The sequence below is a fragment of the Streptomyces calidiresistens genome, assembly GCF_014141525.1.
GTDB lineage: Bacteria > Actinomycetota > Actinomycetes > Streptomycetales > Streptomycetaceae > Streptomyces > Streptomyces calidiresistens.
Genome location: NZ_VKHS01000045.1, coordinates 1 through 14,563 on the forward strand (window position 1 = coordinate 1; position 14,563 = coordinate 14,563).

At 73.0% G+C, this 14,563-nt stretch carries 12 protein-coding genes; 2 read left to right on the forward strand and 10 right to left on the reverse strand.

The genetic code is table 11. From position 1 onward, the window contains the following. Window positions 1-148 precede the first annotated feature (148 nt). A complete protein-coding gene (locus FOE67_RS03990) occupies window positions 149-2,113 on the forward strand; it encodes an AMP-dependent synthetase/ligase (protein ID WP_182660443.1) in 1,965 nt (654 codons plus the stop codon). Window positions 2,114-2,174: 61 nt separating this feature from the next. Here the strand turns inward: FOE67_RS03990 and FOE67_RS03995 are convergent, their stop codons facing one another. The 5 genes from FOE67_RS03995 to FOE67_RS04015 all read right to left on the reverse strand — a co-directional run bounded on the left by FOE67_RS03995 (window position 2,175) and on the right by FOE67_RS04015 (window position 8,167). Beyond that, on the reverse strand, window positions 2,175-3,326 hold the full coding sequence (locus FOE67_RS03995; protein ID WP_182660445.1) for a glycosyltransferase family 4 protein: 1,152 nt from the start codon (window positions 3,324-3,326) through the stop codon (window positions 2,175-2,177). A 49-nt stretch (window positions 3,327-3,375) separates the two neighbouring features. Further along, a complete protein-coding gene (locus FOE67_RS04000) occupies window positions 3,376-4,395 on the reverse strand; it encodes a C40 family peptidase (protein ID WP_323384182.1) in 1,020 nt (339 codons plus the stop codon). A 410-nt stretch (window positions 4,396-4,805) separates the two neighbouring features. Beyond that, window positions 4,806-5,909 (reverse strand): C40 family peptidase, encoded by a 1,104-nt coding sequence (locus FOE67_RS04005; RefSeq protein ID WP_182660449.1) that lies wholly within the window; start codon window positions 5,907-5,909, stop codon window positions 4,806-4,808. Window positions 5,910-6,438: 529 nt separating this feature from the next. Next, window positions 6,439-7,827: an NYN domain-containing protein gene (locus FOE67_RS04010; protein WP_182660452.1), complete on the reverse strand. Its 1,389-nt coding sequence runs from the start codon at window positions 7,825-7,827 to the stop codon at window positions 6,439-6,441. Window positions 7,828-7,927: 100 nt separating this feature from the next. Next, the gene (locus FOE67_RS04015) at window positions 7,928-8,167 is read right to left on the reverse strand and encodes a hypothetical protein (protein WP_182660454.1); all 240 of its coding nucleotides are present in this window, start codon (window positions 8,165-8,167) and stop codon (window positions 7,928-7,930) included. Between the two features lie 208 nt (window positions 8,168-8,375). Here FOE67_RS04015 and FOE67_RS04020 point away from each other — a divergent pair, with 208 nt between their 5' ends. Then, the gene (locus FOE67_RS04020; RefSeq protein ID WP_143619085.1) at window positions 8,376-8,657 is read left to right on the forward strand and encodes an Lrp/AsnC family transcriptional regulator; all 282 of its coding nucleotides are present in this window, start codon (window positions 8,376-8,378) and stop codon (window positions 8,655-8,657) included. Window positions 8,658-8,780: 123 nt separating this feature from the next. Here the strand turns inward: FOE67_RS04020 and trpD are convergent, their stop codons facing one another. From trpD to ctaE, 5 genes are all read right to left on the reverse strand, one after another. Next, complete coding sequence (gene trpD / locus FOE67_RS04025) at window positions 8,781-9,884, reverse strand: anthranilate phosphoribosyltransferase (RefSeq protein ID WP_182660456.1); 1,104 nt, start codon at window positions 9,882-9,884, stop codon at window positions 8,781-8,783. 221 nt (window positions 9,885-10,105) lie between these two features. Continuing rightward, window positions 10,106-11,749: a cytochrome bc1 complex cytochrome b subunit gene (gene qcrB, locus FOE67_RS04030; RefSeq protein WP_182660459.1), complete on the reverse strand. Its 1,644-nt coding sequence runs from the start codon at window positions 11,747-11,749 to the stop codon at window positions 10,106-10,108. After that, window positions 11,746-12,828, reverse strand: coding sequence for a cytochrome bc1 complex Rieske iron-sulfur subunit (gene qcrA, locus FOE67_RS04035; protein WP_182660461.1), 1,083 nt, complete (start codon window positions 12,826-12,828; stop codon window positions 11,746-11,748). The genes qcrB and qcrA overlap by 4 nt, the downstream gene beginning before the upstream one ends. Beyond that, entirely contained in the window at window positions 12,825-13,634 is an 810-nt protein-coding gene (gene qcrC, locus FOE67_RS04040; RefSeq protein WP_182660462.1) for a cytochrome bc1 complex diheme cytochrome c subunit, read from the reverse strand. The genes qcrA and qcrC overlap by 4 nt, the downstream gene beginning before the upstream one ends. A gap of 161 nt (window positions 13,635-13,795) precedes the next feature. Next, a complete protein-coding gene (gene ctaE / locus FOE67_RS04045; RefSeq protein WP_143619075.1) occupies window positions 13,796-14,416 on the reverse strand; it encodes an aa3-type cytochrome oxidase subunit III in 621 nt (206 codons plus the stop codon). Window positions 14,417-14,563: the final 147 nt, after the last annotated feature.

Sequence of the window (14,563 nt, forward strand, 5' to 3'; positions counted from 1 at the left end):
GACGAACGGTGACGGATCGTGACCCGCGGGGGCGGGGGCGGCCCGCGGGCCGGGATCCCGCATACCGCCCCGGGTTAGGCTGCGGACGGGATCCGCGATGTGACACGGGGAACATCCGGACGAATCCCCTGGCCCCGGCGGGGTACCGATGGGTAACGTCCAGGCGGCCCCGGGATCCGTGGGTCCACCGAGTACCGCAGCCGATGGGGGCCGGACCGTGACGGCCCCCCGGCGTGTCCGAGGAGCGTTCGTGCCCCAGTCCACCGCACTCCGCGAATCCAGTGGCCCCGCCCTGCGGGACGCGCCGGACGGGAACGGCCTGCCGGGCCTGATCGACGCCAACGCCGCCCGCCTGCCAGCCGAGGCGGTGGTCGCCCGCAAGCGGAACGGGCGCTGGGAGAACGTCACGGCCTCCGCCTTCCGCGACGAGATCCGCGCCGTGGCCAAGGGGCTGATCGCCTCCGGCATCCGCCCGGGCGACCGGGTGGCCCTGATGTCCCGGACCCGGTACGAGTGGACCCTGCTGGACTTCGCGCTGTGGTACGCGGGCGCCGTGCCGGTGCCCATCTACGAGACCAGCTCGGCCGAGCAGGCCGCCTGGATCCTCGCCGACTCCGGGGCCGTGGGCGTCGTCACCGAGAACACCGGTCACCGCGCGCTGGTGGAATCCGTGCGCGACCGGCTGCCGGACCTGCGGCGGCACTGGACCCTGGAGCCCGAGGCCGGGAACGGCGCGGGCGGCGACGCCGCCGGGCGGGGCACCGAACCGCCCGCCGTCGAGGCGCTGGTGCGGGCCGGCGGGGAAGTCGGGGACGCCGTCCTGGACCGTGCCCTGGCGACCGTCGGTCCCGACACCCCCGCCACCATCATCTACACCTCGGGCACCACCGGCCGTCCCAAGGGCTGCGTGCTGACCCACGGGGCCTTCCTGGCCGACGCCCGGGGCGTGGTCCAGGTGCTCGGGCCGCTGTTCCGCACCGGGGAGAGCTCGGTGCTGCTCTTCCTCCCCCTGGCCCACGTGTTCGCCCGCCTCGTCCAGGTGGTGGCGGTGCTGACGCCCATCACCCTCGGACACGCCCCCGACGTGAAGACCCTCACCGACGAGTTGGCCTCCTTCCGGCCCACCATCGTGCTGGGCGTGCCCCGGGTCTTCGAGAAGGTCTACAACTCCGCCCGGACGAAGGCCCGGGAAGCCGGGAAGGGACGGATCTTCGACGCCGCCGCCGCGACCGCCGTCGCCCACAGCCGCGCCCTGGACACCCCCGGGGGCCCCGGCCCGGGCCTGCGGCTGCGGCACGCCCTCTTCGACCGCCTGGTGTACCGCAGGCTGCGGGCGGTGCTCGGCGGCCGGGCGACGCACGCCATCTCCGGCGGCGCCGCCCTCGGCGACCGGCTGGGGCACTTCTACCGGGGTATCGGGTTCACCGTGCTGGAGGGGTACGGGCTGACCGAGTCCTGCGCGCCGACCGCGGTCAACCCCGTCGACGCCCCCCGGATCGGCACCGTCGGCCGGCCGCTGCCCGGCACCTCGGTGCGGATAGCGGAGGACGGCGAGGTGTTGCTGCGCGGCCCGCACCTGTTCCGGGGCTACTGGAACAACGACGCCGCCACCGCCGAGGCGATGACCGGGGACTGGTACCGCACCGGCGACCTCGGCGAGCTGGACGCGGACGGCTACCTGCGGCTGACCGGGCGCAAGAAGGAGATCCTCGTGACCGCCGGCGGCAAGAACGTCGCGCCGGCCGTCATCGAGGACGGGATCCGGGCGCATCCCCTGGTCGCCGAGTGCATGGTGGTGGGCGACGGACGCCCGTTCGTGGGGGCGCTGATCACCGTGGACGAGGAGTTCCTGCCCCGGTGGGCCGCCGAGCGGGGCCTGGAAGGGCTGACCGAGGCCGAACTGCTGGAACACCCCGAGCTGCGCGCGGAACTCCAGCGGGCCGTGGACCGGGGCAACGCCGCCGTCTCCCGGGCGGAGTCGGTGCGCAGGTTCCACGTGCTGGACCACCGGTTCTCCGAGGAGTCCGGGCACCTGACGCCCTCGATGAAACTGAAGCGGCACGTGGTGGCGCGGGACTTCTCCGACGAGATCGAGGCCCTGTACTCCTCCTGACCACCGGCTCCCGCCGACCGACACCGCGCGGCCCCCGGCTCCCGGGGGCCGCGCGGTCGGCTCACAGCAGGCCGCGCAGCCGTTCCGCGATCAGGTCCCACCGCCACCGTTCCTCGACCCAGGCCCGGCCCCGCTCCCCCATCCGCCGGCGCAGCGCGGGGTCGTCGAGGAGCGCCACGATCCGGTCGGCGGTGGTCCGCGCCGCGTCCGGGGCGCCCGCCCGCACGATCCACCCCGTCTCCCCGTCCAGCACGGCGTCCGGGGCGCCGCCGGAGTCGCCGGAGACCACCGGCACGCCGGTGGCCGAGGCCTCCAGGTACACGATGCCCAGGCCCTCCACGTCCAGCCCGCCGCGGCGCGTGCGGCAGGGCATCGCGAAGACGTCCCCCACCCCGTGGTGGGCCGGCAGCTCCGAGGCCGGCACCGCTCCGGTGAACCGGACGGCGGCCGTGACCCCGTGACGCTCCGCCAGTCGCTCCAGGTCGGCGCGGTAGGGGCCGTCGCCGACGATCAGCAGCACCGTGTCGGGGTGGGCCCGCAGGATCCGGGGCATCGCCCGGATCAGGGTGTCCTGGCCCTTGCGGGGCACCAGGCGGGAGACACAGACGACCACCGGCCGGTCGGTCAGTCCCAGTTCGGCGCGCAACTCCGTCCCGCCCGACCCGGCGTGGAAGAGTTTCTCGTCCACCCCCGGCGGGAGGTGCGTCATCCGGGCGGCGGCCGCCGGGTCGAGTGCCCGCGCGATCCGGGAGCGGGTGTACTCCCCCAGGTAGGTCATCGTGTCGGTGGAGTCGCCGATGCGACGCAGCAGGGTGCGGGCCGCCGGCAACCGCGCCCAACCCGCCTCGTGGCCGTGCGTGGTGGCCACCAACCGGCGGGCGCCGGCCCGGCGCAGCGCGGGCGCCATCAGCCCCAGCGGGGCCGCGGCCCCGAACCACACCGAGGCGCAGTCGTGTTCGCGCAGCAGCGCGCACGCCCGCCGGGTGGCCCGGGGGGTGGGCAGCAGCATCACGGCCCGGTCGCGGATCACGGGGAAGGGCTGTGCCGCGTCGAAGGCGGCGCAGGCGGCCCGCCCCTCGTCGTCCCGCTTCCAGGTGGAGGTGTAGACGACCACGCGTTCCGGGTCCAGGCGCAGCGCCAGGCTGTGCAGGAAGGACTGGATGCCGCCGGGGCGGGGCGGGAAGTCGTTGGTGACGATCAGCGTCCTGTGCATCGCCGCCGAGCCTATCCGGCCCGCCGGTCCGCCGTGTCCCCGCCCGGGCTCAGGGACGCACGACGGCGGAGATCGGCATCATGCCGAGCGGGTCCTCGCGCACGTTCGCGCCGGGATACGGGGCGTGCACCACCCGGCCGCCGCCCACGTACAACCCGACGTGGCCGGCGTCCGGACGGTAGACCACCACGTCGCCGGGTTGGATGCGCGCGACGTCCACCCGTCGCCCGGCCGCGGCCTGGGCCTGCGAGGTGCGCGGCAGCGAGGCTCCCGCCCGGGACCACGCCCACTGGGTGAGGCCGGAGCAGTCGAAGCCGTGCGGGCCGTTGGCGCCCCACACGTAGGGCCGGCCCACCGCGCTCCGGGCGGCGGCCACCGCGGCGGCGGCGCGACCGCTCACCGGGCCGTCCGCCTCCCCGGCCGGGGAGGCGGGCTCGACGCGGTCCCCCGCGCGCGAGGCGCGTTCCCGCTCCTCCTCCGCGGTCAGTCGCTCCAGCCGGATCCGGGCCCCGGCGAGTTTGCGCCGGACCTCCTCCTTGCGGCGGGCGAGTTCGGCCCGCCGTTCCTCGAGTTCCCCCACCGCCTCGGCGGTCTCCTCCCGCCGCTGCTCCATGCCGCGCAGCAGACGCCGCAACTCGCGCAGTTCCTCCGCGCCGCGACCGGAGATGCGCTCCAGCGCCGCCGCGCCGGTGAGGTAGGCGTCGGGGTCCGGGGAGAGCAGAAGGGCCAGCGCGGGGTCCATTCCCCCCGAGCGGTACTGGGCCCCGGCGATACCGCCGAGCGCCTCCCGCTTGCGGTTGACGCGCTCCCGGTCGCGGGCCAGCCGGTCGCGCAGGCGCTCCACCTCCGTGGTCAGCTCGCCGACCCGTTCGGAGACGCGGTTGTACTCCTCGACCGCCCGACCCGCCTCCACGACCGTGTCGTCCAGGAGCGCGCGGGCCGTGGCGGAGTCGTCCGCCGGGGACCCGGCCCCTTCGGTGGTGTCCCCGGCGTTCCCGGTGCCCGGGGCCGCCGCCACGGGCGCGGAGCCGAGGACGGTCAGGGCGCCCGTCGTCGCGGAGAGGGCCACCGCGCGGCCCCACCGGGAGGGCACAACCCGGCCCCGGACGGGTGCCGGCCGTCGATGCGATGCCACTGCGGAACGCGCTCCCTCGGGTGGGGACCCACCGATGGGCCCCGGGGGGAGCAGAATCTAGCGGCGGCGCGGAGGGGCGGGAAACGATCCGCCGTCCGGCCCCGGCGCCCCGGCGCGGGACGGAGGTGGGGGCGATCCCCGGGACGGTGGGGAAATCCCCAGGTCACGGCCGTTGTGCCGGGGAGAGGGAGGGCTCGGTCGCCGCGCGGTGGGGGGTTCCGGGAATCACCCGCACGGAGGATGCCGGACGGGTCGGCCGGGCGGCACTCCGCCCCCGGACCCGGGGGTCGCGGGGGCGGTGGTGTTCGCCGCCGCGCGACCCCCGGGGTCGGGGCGGCGGTGGATCAGGCGACGCGGACGCCGAACATGAACGGCATCGAGTTGACCCCGGCGTAGTGCACCGAGGAGCCCGGCCGCGGGGCGTGGACGATCTGGCCGTTGCCGACGTACATGCCGACGTGGCTGATCCCGCTGTAGTAGAAGACCAGGTCGCCCGGCTGCAGCTCGCTCTGGGACACCCGGGTGCCGGCGTTGGCCTGGGCCTGCGAGGTGCGCGGCAGGGAGATGCCGGCCTGCGCGTAGGCCCAGGAGGTGAGGCCGGAGCAGTCGAAGGTGCTCGGACCGGCCGAACCGTACACGTACGGGGAACCGACCTTGCTCTGGGCCATCGACAGCGCGGTCTGGGCGCGGCCCGATCCACCGGCGGTCGTGGTGGGGGCGGTCTGCTGCGTGGAGGCGGTGGCGGCCCCGGAGCCGCCGAGGTCGGTGCGCTCCTCGCTGCGGGTGGCCCGCTGGGCGGCCTCGGCGGCGCGGGCCTGCTCGGCGGCCTCGGCCTCGGCGAGCTGGCGGCGCTCCTCCTCGGTGAGGCGGTTGAGGAGGGTCTGGGCCTCCGTCAGCTTGCCCTGGATCCTGTCCTTCTTGGCCTTGATCTCCTCGCGGGTGCTCTCCAGTGCCTCCAGCTGCTCGCCGGCCTCGGCGCGCTGCTGGGCGAGGGTGCGCTGCTTGCTCTCGATGGTGCGCAGCGCCTCGGCCTGCTTGGCCGTCACCTGGCCGAGGGTGGAGGCCTGCTCGAGGTACCCGTCGGGGTCGGCGGAGAGGAACAGCTGCATCGAGGGGGCCAGGCCGCCGTTGCGGTACTGGGCGGTGGCGACCGAACCGAGGCTGTTGCGCAGCTCGTTCAGCTCCTCCTGGCCGCGCGCGACGGCCTCCTGGAGCTCCTCGGCACGCTCCTTGATCTCACCCTCGCGCTCCTTGGCGCCGTTGTACTCCTCGGTGATCTCGGTGACCTGCTCGTAGAGCTCGTCGACGCGCTCCTTGACCTCATCCTTGGTGGGATTGGGGTCGGCGGAGGCGCTCTGCGAGGTGAGCGCGACGGTGGCTGCCGCGGTGGCACCGAATATGGTCACACGGGCACGGCTCGGCTGCTTGGGACGACGGTGGGACGCCACGCGGGCGATCTCCTTCTTCCTCAGCCGCCAACCGGGTGAACCCGGCTCCGCGTCACTGCTGCCACGGATCAGGCGGTACCCCCGCGGTCACCCGGGCTGGATGAACGGCCGCGCGAAGGTTCGAGCAGACCCTAGCGACCGTGATGGATCCGTTTCAAATCCCCGAGGAATCTTTTTACTTACCGCGCACCGGTGGTGAGCGGGGCGATACTTTCCGCCCGGGAGGAATCCTCCCAAGCCACCCGGGAGGGGACGGATCCCCGGAGGCGCTCCACCCGCCGAACGGGGGCACGAATATCGCGCTCGGCGCGTCGCGTGCGCCCGGAAAAGATGTCGTGCGCCCTTCCCGAACGACTCCCCGACCGTTTCCCCGAACGACGGGTTCCCCGTTCCGGTACCCGGGACACCCCTCTCGGTACCGCGGAAGGGGACCATCCCGCCGGTGGCGTGACATCGACCACGCCTCCCGCGCCCCGAGGGCCCGGGACGGCGCGCCACGGCCCGGCAGGGGGGCGGCACCCCCGCCGGTTCAGGTCCGACTCAGGCGGCGCAACAACATCGTCGAGGGGACCGGCCGGGCCCCCGCCCGGGCCACCCCGTCCGCCACCTCGCGGTCGGTGGAGACCACGACCACCGGGCGCCCCGGCGGCTCGGCACGGACCAGACGGCGGATCACCTCGTCGGCGGTCTGGTCCGGAGGGCTGAAGAGCACCCGCACCCCGCGCGCGGGCGTCGGCATCACCGGTGCCGCCAACTCCGCCCCGTCGAAGACACAGGTCGTCTCCGCCCCGCTCCGGGCGGCGAGCACCGCCAGCCCGCTCAGCAACCGCTGACGCTGCTTCTCCAACGGCAGGTGCGGGTACCCCGTCTTGGTCACGTTGTAGCCGTCCACGACCAGATGGGCCCGGGGCAGCGCCAACAACTGGTCCAGCAGGGCGGGATCGCTCTCCCCCATCGCCCGTGACGGGATGTCACCCGGGCCCGCCGTCTCCGGGGAGATCGCCTCGACCGTGTCGGCCGGCAGCACCTCCACCGGGGGCAGGGCCAGTTCGCGGCTCAGGCCGCGGGCCGCCTCCAGGACGGTGTCCAGGAGCAACCGGACCCGCATGTCCTCCAGGCTGCGCCCCTCACGGGCCGCCCGACGGCTCGACTCCAGCGCGTTCTCGGTTTCCGCCAGCCGGGCCCGCAGCCGGCGCACCTCGCTCTCCAGGCGGTTCCGCTCGGCCCGGAGTTCGGCGCGCTCGGCGTCCATCGCCGCCCGCAGCTTGCGCAGCTCGGCCTCACCGCGACGCACATCGCTGCGGGCACTGCGCACCTTGCGGTGCAGGGCGTCCCCCTCGCGCCGGGCCTCCTCCAGCTCGGCGCGCAATCGCTCCGTCTCCTCGCGCCCCGCCGTGCGCGCGTGCTCCGCCTCGGCCCGCAGGCGGGCGAGCTCGCGGTCGCGCTGCTCGTCGGCCCGCTCGGCGACCCGCCGGCGCTCCTCCCGGCCCGCGGTCTCCAGCAGTTCGGCCCACCCCGGGGGCCGGACCAGATAAGCGGTGGTGGCCACCTCGACGGGGTCGGCCGCCGGCGGCACGACCCCCGTCTCCAGCGCGGCGGTCAGCTCCGGGTGCTCGGCCCGCCAGCGGGAGGCCACCCGGTGCCGGAAGACGGTGTCCTCCTCCACCACGGCCGCGATCGCCGCGGCGCCCAGCCGGATCCGCCGGGCGGGGGTGAAACGGGCGTACTGACGCAGGGGGAGCGGGAGCTCGTTGAGGGTGAGACCGGCGAAGGTGTCGCCGGCGGTGGCGACCACCCGGTGGCGGACCCGCTCGGGGAGCAGCGTCCCGGCGGGCGGGGCGTCCCCCGGGGCGTCGGAGGCGTCCCCGGGAGCGGCGTCCGGAGCGGGGCCGTCCCCGACCGGGGTCCCCCGGTTCACCGGACCGGTCGGATCGGGCCCGCGGCCCGGTTCCGTCGGTTCCTCCGGTCCCTCCCCCGTCTCCCCCGTCGTCGATGCGGACACGGCTGCCTCCGTCGGCTCAGGAACCGGCGCCGGGCCGGTCCACCAGCTCGACCTGGTCCACCGCGTCGCACCACCGGCAGCGCACCGACTCGATCCGCTCGCTCAGCACGTCCCGCTCCTCCACCCGGGCCTCCCCCGCCAGGTCGAGGTGGACGTACTCCACCACCCGGCTGCTGCGGGTGACGTCGAAGCGGGTGAGGTTGCCGCACAGCGTGCAACGCCAGCGGGTCCCTTCGGTCGGCTGGGGGAGCGCCATCTTGCCGTCCTCTTCTTCGATCGTTGCGAACGCGGGAGCGGGCTCCCGCGCGGCGTCACCGGCCGCCCGGCACCGCCGCCCTCCTCCCCCGCACCCGTGCCCTGTCACCTTGATCCTGTCACCCTACGGCCTGGCGGGTCCCCCGTACGCCGTGACCCGGGACTAGAGTCGAGGCGTTCTCAGTCCGATACCCTGGGGAGCGCGTGCCGTGATCACCTCGATCGTCCTCATCAAGACCGACGTGGACCGGATTCCGGAGATCGCCGAACGGATCGCCGCCCTGGAGGGGGTGAGCGAGGTCTACTCGGTGACCGGGGCCCACGACCTGATCGCGATGGTTCGGGTACCGCACCACGACGAGTTGGCCGAGGTCATCCCGGGACGGATCAGCAAGGTGCCCGGCGTGGTCTCCACCGAAACCCACATCGCCTTCCGCGCCTACTCCCGGCACGATCTGGAGGCGGCTTTCGCCATCGGCCTGGACTCCTGACCGCCCCCGGACGCACACGCGTCCGGACGCGCCCGTACGGGTGAGCCCCGCTCCCGCCGCACCGCGGCGGGAGCGGGGCCGCTCCGTATCGGTTCCCCCGCCGGCCCCGGGCCGGCGGCGGGGTCAGCGGTGGGTGGCCGCCACCCACCGCTCCAGCGTCTTGCGCGCCGCGCCGGAGTCCACGGACTCCGCCGCCCGCTCCATGCCGGCGGCCAGCCGGGCCGCCAACGGCTCGGCGGCCGAACCGGGGTCCAGGGCCACCAGCGCCGCGGCGGCGTTGAGCAGCACCGCGTCGCGCACCGGGCCCGTCTCCCCGTCCAGCAGCCGCCGGGCGACCCCGGCGTTGTACTCGGCGTCGGCGCCGCGCAGGGCCTCCAGCGGCACCGGCTCGATACCGACATCCCGGGGGTCGAACCCCTCCCGGGTGACGGAGCCGTCACGCACCACCCAGACGGTCGAGGTGCCGGTGACGGTCAGTTCGTCCAACCCGTCGTCTCCCCGGAACACCAGCGCCGAGACGCCCCGCTCGGCCAGCACGCCCGCCATGATGGGGGCCATCCGGGCATCGGCGACGCCGGTGGCCTGGGCACCCACCCGGGCGGGGTTGGTCAGCGGCCCGAGGAAGTTGAAGGTGGTGGGGACGCCGAGTTCCCGACGGGCCGCGGCCACGTGCCGCAGCGCCGGATGGAACTTCACCGCGAAACAGAAGCCGATACCCGCCTCGGCCACCACCCCCGGGACCCGGTCGGGGGGCAGGTCCAGGTTGACCCCCAGGCGCTCCAGGACATCCGAGGCGCCACTGGCGCTGGAGGCGGCGCGGTTGCCGTGCTTGACCACCCGGGCGCCGGTGCCGGCGACCACGATCGCCGCCATGGTGGAGATGTTGACGGTCCGGGCCCGGTCGCCGCCGGTGCCCACGATGTCCACCGCCGGCCCGGGCACCTCGATGGTGCGGGCGTGCGCGTACATGGCGCGCACCAGCCCCGTGACCTCCCCGACGGTCTCCCCCTTGGCCCGCAGCGCCACCGCGAAGCCGGCGATCTGGGCGTCGGTGGCCTCACCCCGCATGATCCGGTCCATCGCCCAGGCCGCGTCCTCCGTGGACAGGTCCCGGCCGGCGAGCAGGCCGGAGAGCACGCCGGGCCAGCTCGGCGCCGGACCGTGCTCGGATCCGCCACCGGCCGGGGCGCCGGGAGGGCCGGGTGTTCCGGGGGTCGCCGTGCTCATGGCTGGGCTCCTGGGAATGGGGGACGGAGGGACTCCGGTGGCCCGGGTTCCCTCCGGTCCGACCGGGGACCCGCGGGACCGCCGTCCGGGGGGAACGCCCGGGCGGCGTCACGGGGCCGGGACCAGCCTATCGACGCGGGGGAACGCCGAAGCGGCCCCGTCCGGTCTCCGGACGGGGCCGCTTCGGCGTTCACGGGTTCACGGTCGCACGATCCAGGGGATCAGTGGTGGCCGTGTCCGCTGGTGATCTCGCGGTACTCCTCGGCCGTGGGCTTGGGGATCTGCCCGCTCGGACCGTAGTACCCGCGGTTTATGCGCACCCGCAGCCGCTCCAGCGGACCGACCTTGCGCGGCACGCCGTTCTCGTCGACCGACGGCCCGAGTTCGGCCGGCCGGGGCTGGTCGTGGGCGGTGAGCGCGTAGCGCTTCTCGGCGCTCAGCGGCTCGTGCACCTCGATGAACTCGCCGTGCGGGAGACGCTTGATGATGCCCGTCTCGCGACCGTGCAGCACCTTCTCCCGGTCCCGGCGCTGGAGGCCGAGACAGATCCGCCGGGTGATGATGAAGACGATCACCGGCAGGACGAAGAAGGAGATCCGCGTCCACCAGGTGATGGCGTTGATCGACAGGTCGAAGTGGATCGCCCAGATGTCGTTTCCACCGGCGACCAGCGCCACGAAGTACCAGCTCAGCCAGGCCACACCGACCGCGGTCCGGGTGGGGGCGTTGCGCGGGCGCTCCGCGATGTGGTGCTCGCGCTTGTCCTTGGTCACCCAGCCCTCGAAGAACGGGTAGAGGGCGATGACCGCGAAGACCAGCGGGAAGACGATCAGCGGCACCAGCAGACCGAGGTTGAGCGTGTAGCCACCGGGGATGACCATCTCCCAGCCCGGCATCATGCGGACCAGACCCTCGGAGAAGCCGAGGTACCAGTCCGGCTGGGCGTTGGTGGAGATCTGGTCCGGCCGGTACGGCCCCAGCACCCACACCGGGTTGATGCTGGTGGTCGCGGCGATCATCGCGATCACACCGAAGACCAGGAAGAAGAAGCCACCGGCCTTGGCCATGTAGACCGGGAACAGCGGCATGCCCACGACGTTGTCGTTGGTCCGACCGGGACCGGCGAAGTGGGTGTGCTTGTGGTAGACGACCAGCAGCAGGTGCGCCACCAGCAGACCCAGCATCAGACCCGGCAGCAGCAGCACGTGTGCCACGAAGAACCGCGGGATGATCAGCGAGCCGGGGAACTCGCCGCCGAACACCAGCATCTGCAGCCAGGTGCCGACCACCGGCACCGAGAGGATGGCGCCCTCCATGAACCGGATACCGACACCGGAGAGCAGGTCGTCCGGCAGCGAGTAGCCGGTGAGACCGGTCAGGATCGCCAGCACCAGCAGCGCGAAGCCGAACAGCCAGTTGATCTCGCGCGGCTTGCGGAAGGCGCCGGTGAAGAACACCCGCATCATGTGGAAGAAGATGCCGACCACGAACAGCAGCGCCGACCAGTGGTGGATCTCCCGCATCAGCAGGCCGCCGCGGACGTCGAAGCTGATGTTCAGGGTGGAGGCGTAGGCCTCCGACATCAGCACGCCCTGCATCGGGATGTAGGAACCCTCGTACTCGATCTCGGCCATGCTCGGCACGAAGAAGAGTGTGAGGTAGACGCCCGTCAGCAGGAGGATGACGAAGGCGTAGAGGCAGATCTCACCGAGCAGGAAGGACCAGTGGTCGGGGAAGATCTTGCGCATGTTGGACTTGGCCACGGTGTAGACACCGAGTCGGCCGTCCGCCCAATCGGCGACCTTCTCACCGGCGGGGGCGCCGGATCGGGTCTCCCTCTTCGGGGGGTTGGTTGTGGTACTCATCCACGCTCCCAGAAACTCGGGCCCGGGGGCTCCTCGAAATCGCCCATCGCCGCGAGGTACCCGTCTTCGTTGACCGTGATCCGCAGCTGCGGCAGGGCGTGTCCGGCCGGGCCGAACAGCACCCGGGCGCCGTCCGAGAGGTCGAAGGTCGACTGGTGGCACGGGCAGAGCGCGTGGTGCGTCTGCTGCTCGTACAACGTCGCCGGGCAACCGATGTGGGTGCAGATCTTGGAGTAGCAGAGGATGCCCTCGTGACCCCAGTCCGCGGACTGCTGGTCCTTGATGTCCTCCGGCTCCAGCCGCACCAGCATGACCGCCGCCTTGGCGATCTCCTCGTGGAAGTGGTGGTCGTGGAGGTCCAGGCCCTCGGGCATCGCCTGGACCAGGGACCCGACCACCATGTCCTCCGGCCGCAGCGGCTGGCCGGTGTTCTCGTTGATGATCAGGGTGCCCTCCTCCCACATGGTGCGGCGCAGCGGGGCGCCGCCCTCGGGGGAGGGGCCGAGGTCGCGCAGCAGGACAATGCCGGACAGCGGCACCAGGGCCAGCGCGCCGAACATCGAGTTGCGGATCATCTTGCGGCGGCCGAAGCCGATGCCCGACTCCTCGGTGCCCTTGCGGAAGTCCTCCATCACCGCGGCCTTGACCGCGGGGGTGGCCTCGATCGGGTGCCGCTCCTGCGCGCTCTCCTCGTCCGACATCAGGGTGCGGGACCAGTGGACCGCTCCGGCGCCGATGCAGAACAGCGCGAGACCCAGGGTCATGCCCAGCGAGAAGTTCAGCGGGCTGACGTTCCCGAACGGCCAGATGTAGGTGATCGCGTCGATCGGGATGAGGGCATAGGAGAGGATGAACCCCACCGTCGCCAGCATGGAGACCGTGAACAACAGGGTCACCACGCGCTCGGACCGCTTGGCGGCCCGCTCGTCGAGGTCCTGGATGCGCGGCTTGTGGGCCGGCAGACCGGGGTCGGCGAACGGGTCGTGCTCCCGGGTCTCCGGGAGACCGTCGGCGTCGCCCGTCCGGACGGGGGTCTTCCCGTCGTTCACGTCGTCGTGGGATTCGATCTGGCTACTCATGACTTCCTCGCCTTCGCGGTGTGGGCGGCGACCCACACGGCCACGGCGACCAGGAGACCGATGCCGAAGGTCCAGGCGAACAGGCCCTCGGCGACGGGCCCGAACCCGCCCAGGCCGAATCCACCCGGGCTCGGCGACTCGGAGGTGTTGACGGCGGTCAGCCAGGCGATGATGTCGCGCTTCTGCTCGGGCGGCAGCACGGCATCGGGGAAGCTGGGCATGGCCTGCGGGCCGGTCAGCATCGCCTGGTAGATGTGCTTGGGGTCCACGTCGTGGAGGTTGGGCGCGTACTTCCCGTGGGTCAGGGCGCCGCCCTGCCCGGTGAAGTTGTGGCACTGCGAGCAGTTGGTGCGGAAGAGCTCACCGCCGTGGGCGGCGTTGCCCTCCGAGGGGTCGTACGCGGAGGCCTCGGGCACCCCGGGCCCCGGGCCGAGGGAGGCGATGTACGCGGCGAGCTGCGCGATCTCCTCCTCGGAGTAGATGTTGGGCTTGGTCGGTGCCTGCGGCCCGGGCTGCTGCATCGGCATCCGGCCGGTGGAGACCTGGAAGTCGACGGCGGCGGCGCCCACGCCGACCAGGGTGGGGCCGTCGCTGCTGCCCTGCCCGCCGGCACCGTGGCAACTGGCGCAGCCGACGGCGTAGAGCTTCTGGCCCTCCTCGATGGCGATCGAGGTCTCCGAGGCATCGGCCTTGGCTTCACCCGCGGGCGCAAGCGCGGCGTACAGCCCCCCCGTGGCCGCCAGCGCGAAGATGAGGACGACGAACGCCGCCAGCGGATGGCGCCGTCGTACGGAGAGCTTTTTCACGGATTACCCCGGTGTCAGGATCTTCTGCGTCGGTGAGTGGGACGGGTGTCCGGCTGGGGTCGGCCACGGGGTGGACAAGAGATCGCCGAGGGCACTGCCCCGGCCATTTGTCCTGATTTTACCCATGGGGTTCGATCCCGGACGCGGCACCCCCTGATCTCCTAGCGGATCAGGTAGATGGTGGCGAAGAGGCCGATCCACACCACGTCCACGAAGTGCCAGTAGTAGGACACGACGATGGCCGAGGTGGCCTGCTCGTGGGTGAACCTCTTGGCGGCGTAGGTCCGCGCCAACACGAACAGGAAGGCGATGAGCCCGCCCAGCACGTGAAGGCCGTGGAACCCGGTGGTCAGGTAGAACACCGAGCCGTAGGGGTCCGACGAGAGCGAGACGCCCTCGTGCACCACCAGCTCGACGTACTCCGTGACCTGACCGCCGATGAAGACCGACCCCATGATGAAGGTGACGATGAACCACATCCGGAGCTTGACCACGTCACCGCGCTCGGCCGCGAACACGCCGAGCTGACAGGTGAGCGAGGAGAGCACCAGGATCGTGGTGTTCGTCGCGGCGAAGGGCAGGTTCAGCGCATTGGCCTGTTCGGACCAGTACTCGGAGCCCATCACCGACCGCAGGGTGAAGTACATCGCGAAGAGGGCCGCGAAGAACATCAACTCGGAGCTCAGCCAGACGACTGTCCCCACGCTGGTGAGGTTCGGCCGGTTGACCGAGGGATGCGCGTGCCCGGTTTCTACTGCTGTTGCTGTCGCCACGCCCGACATTATGTCGGTCGCTTATTCCGCACTCACCCCCGGGGTCCCGTTCGGTGTGTCCGTGGGCCGCCCGGCTCCGTACGCTGCGCGAACGCGACCGCCCCGGGACTCCCGGGGCCCGCGCCCCTCCCGGGGCGGGGCGGGGCGCCCCGGGAG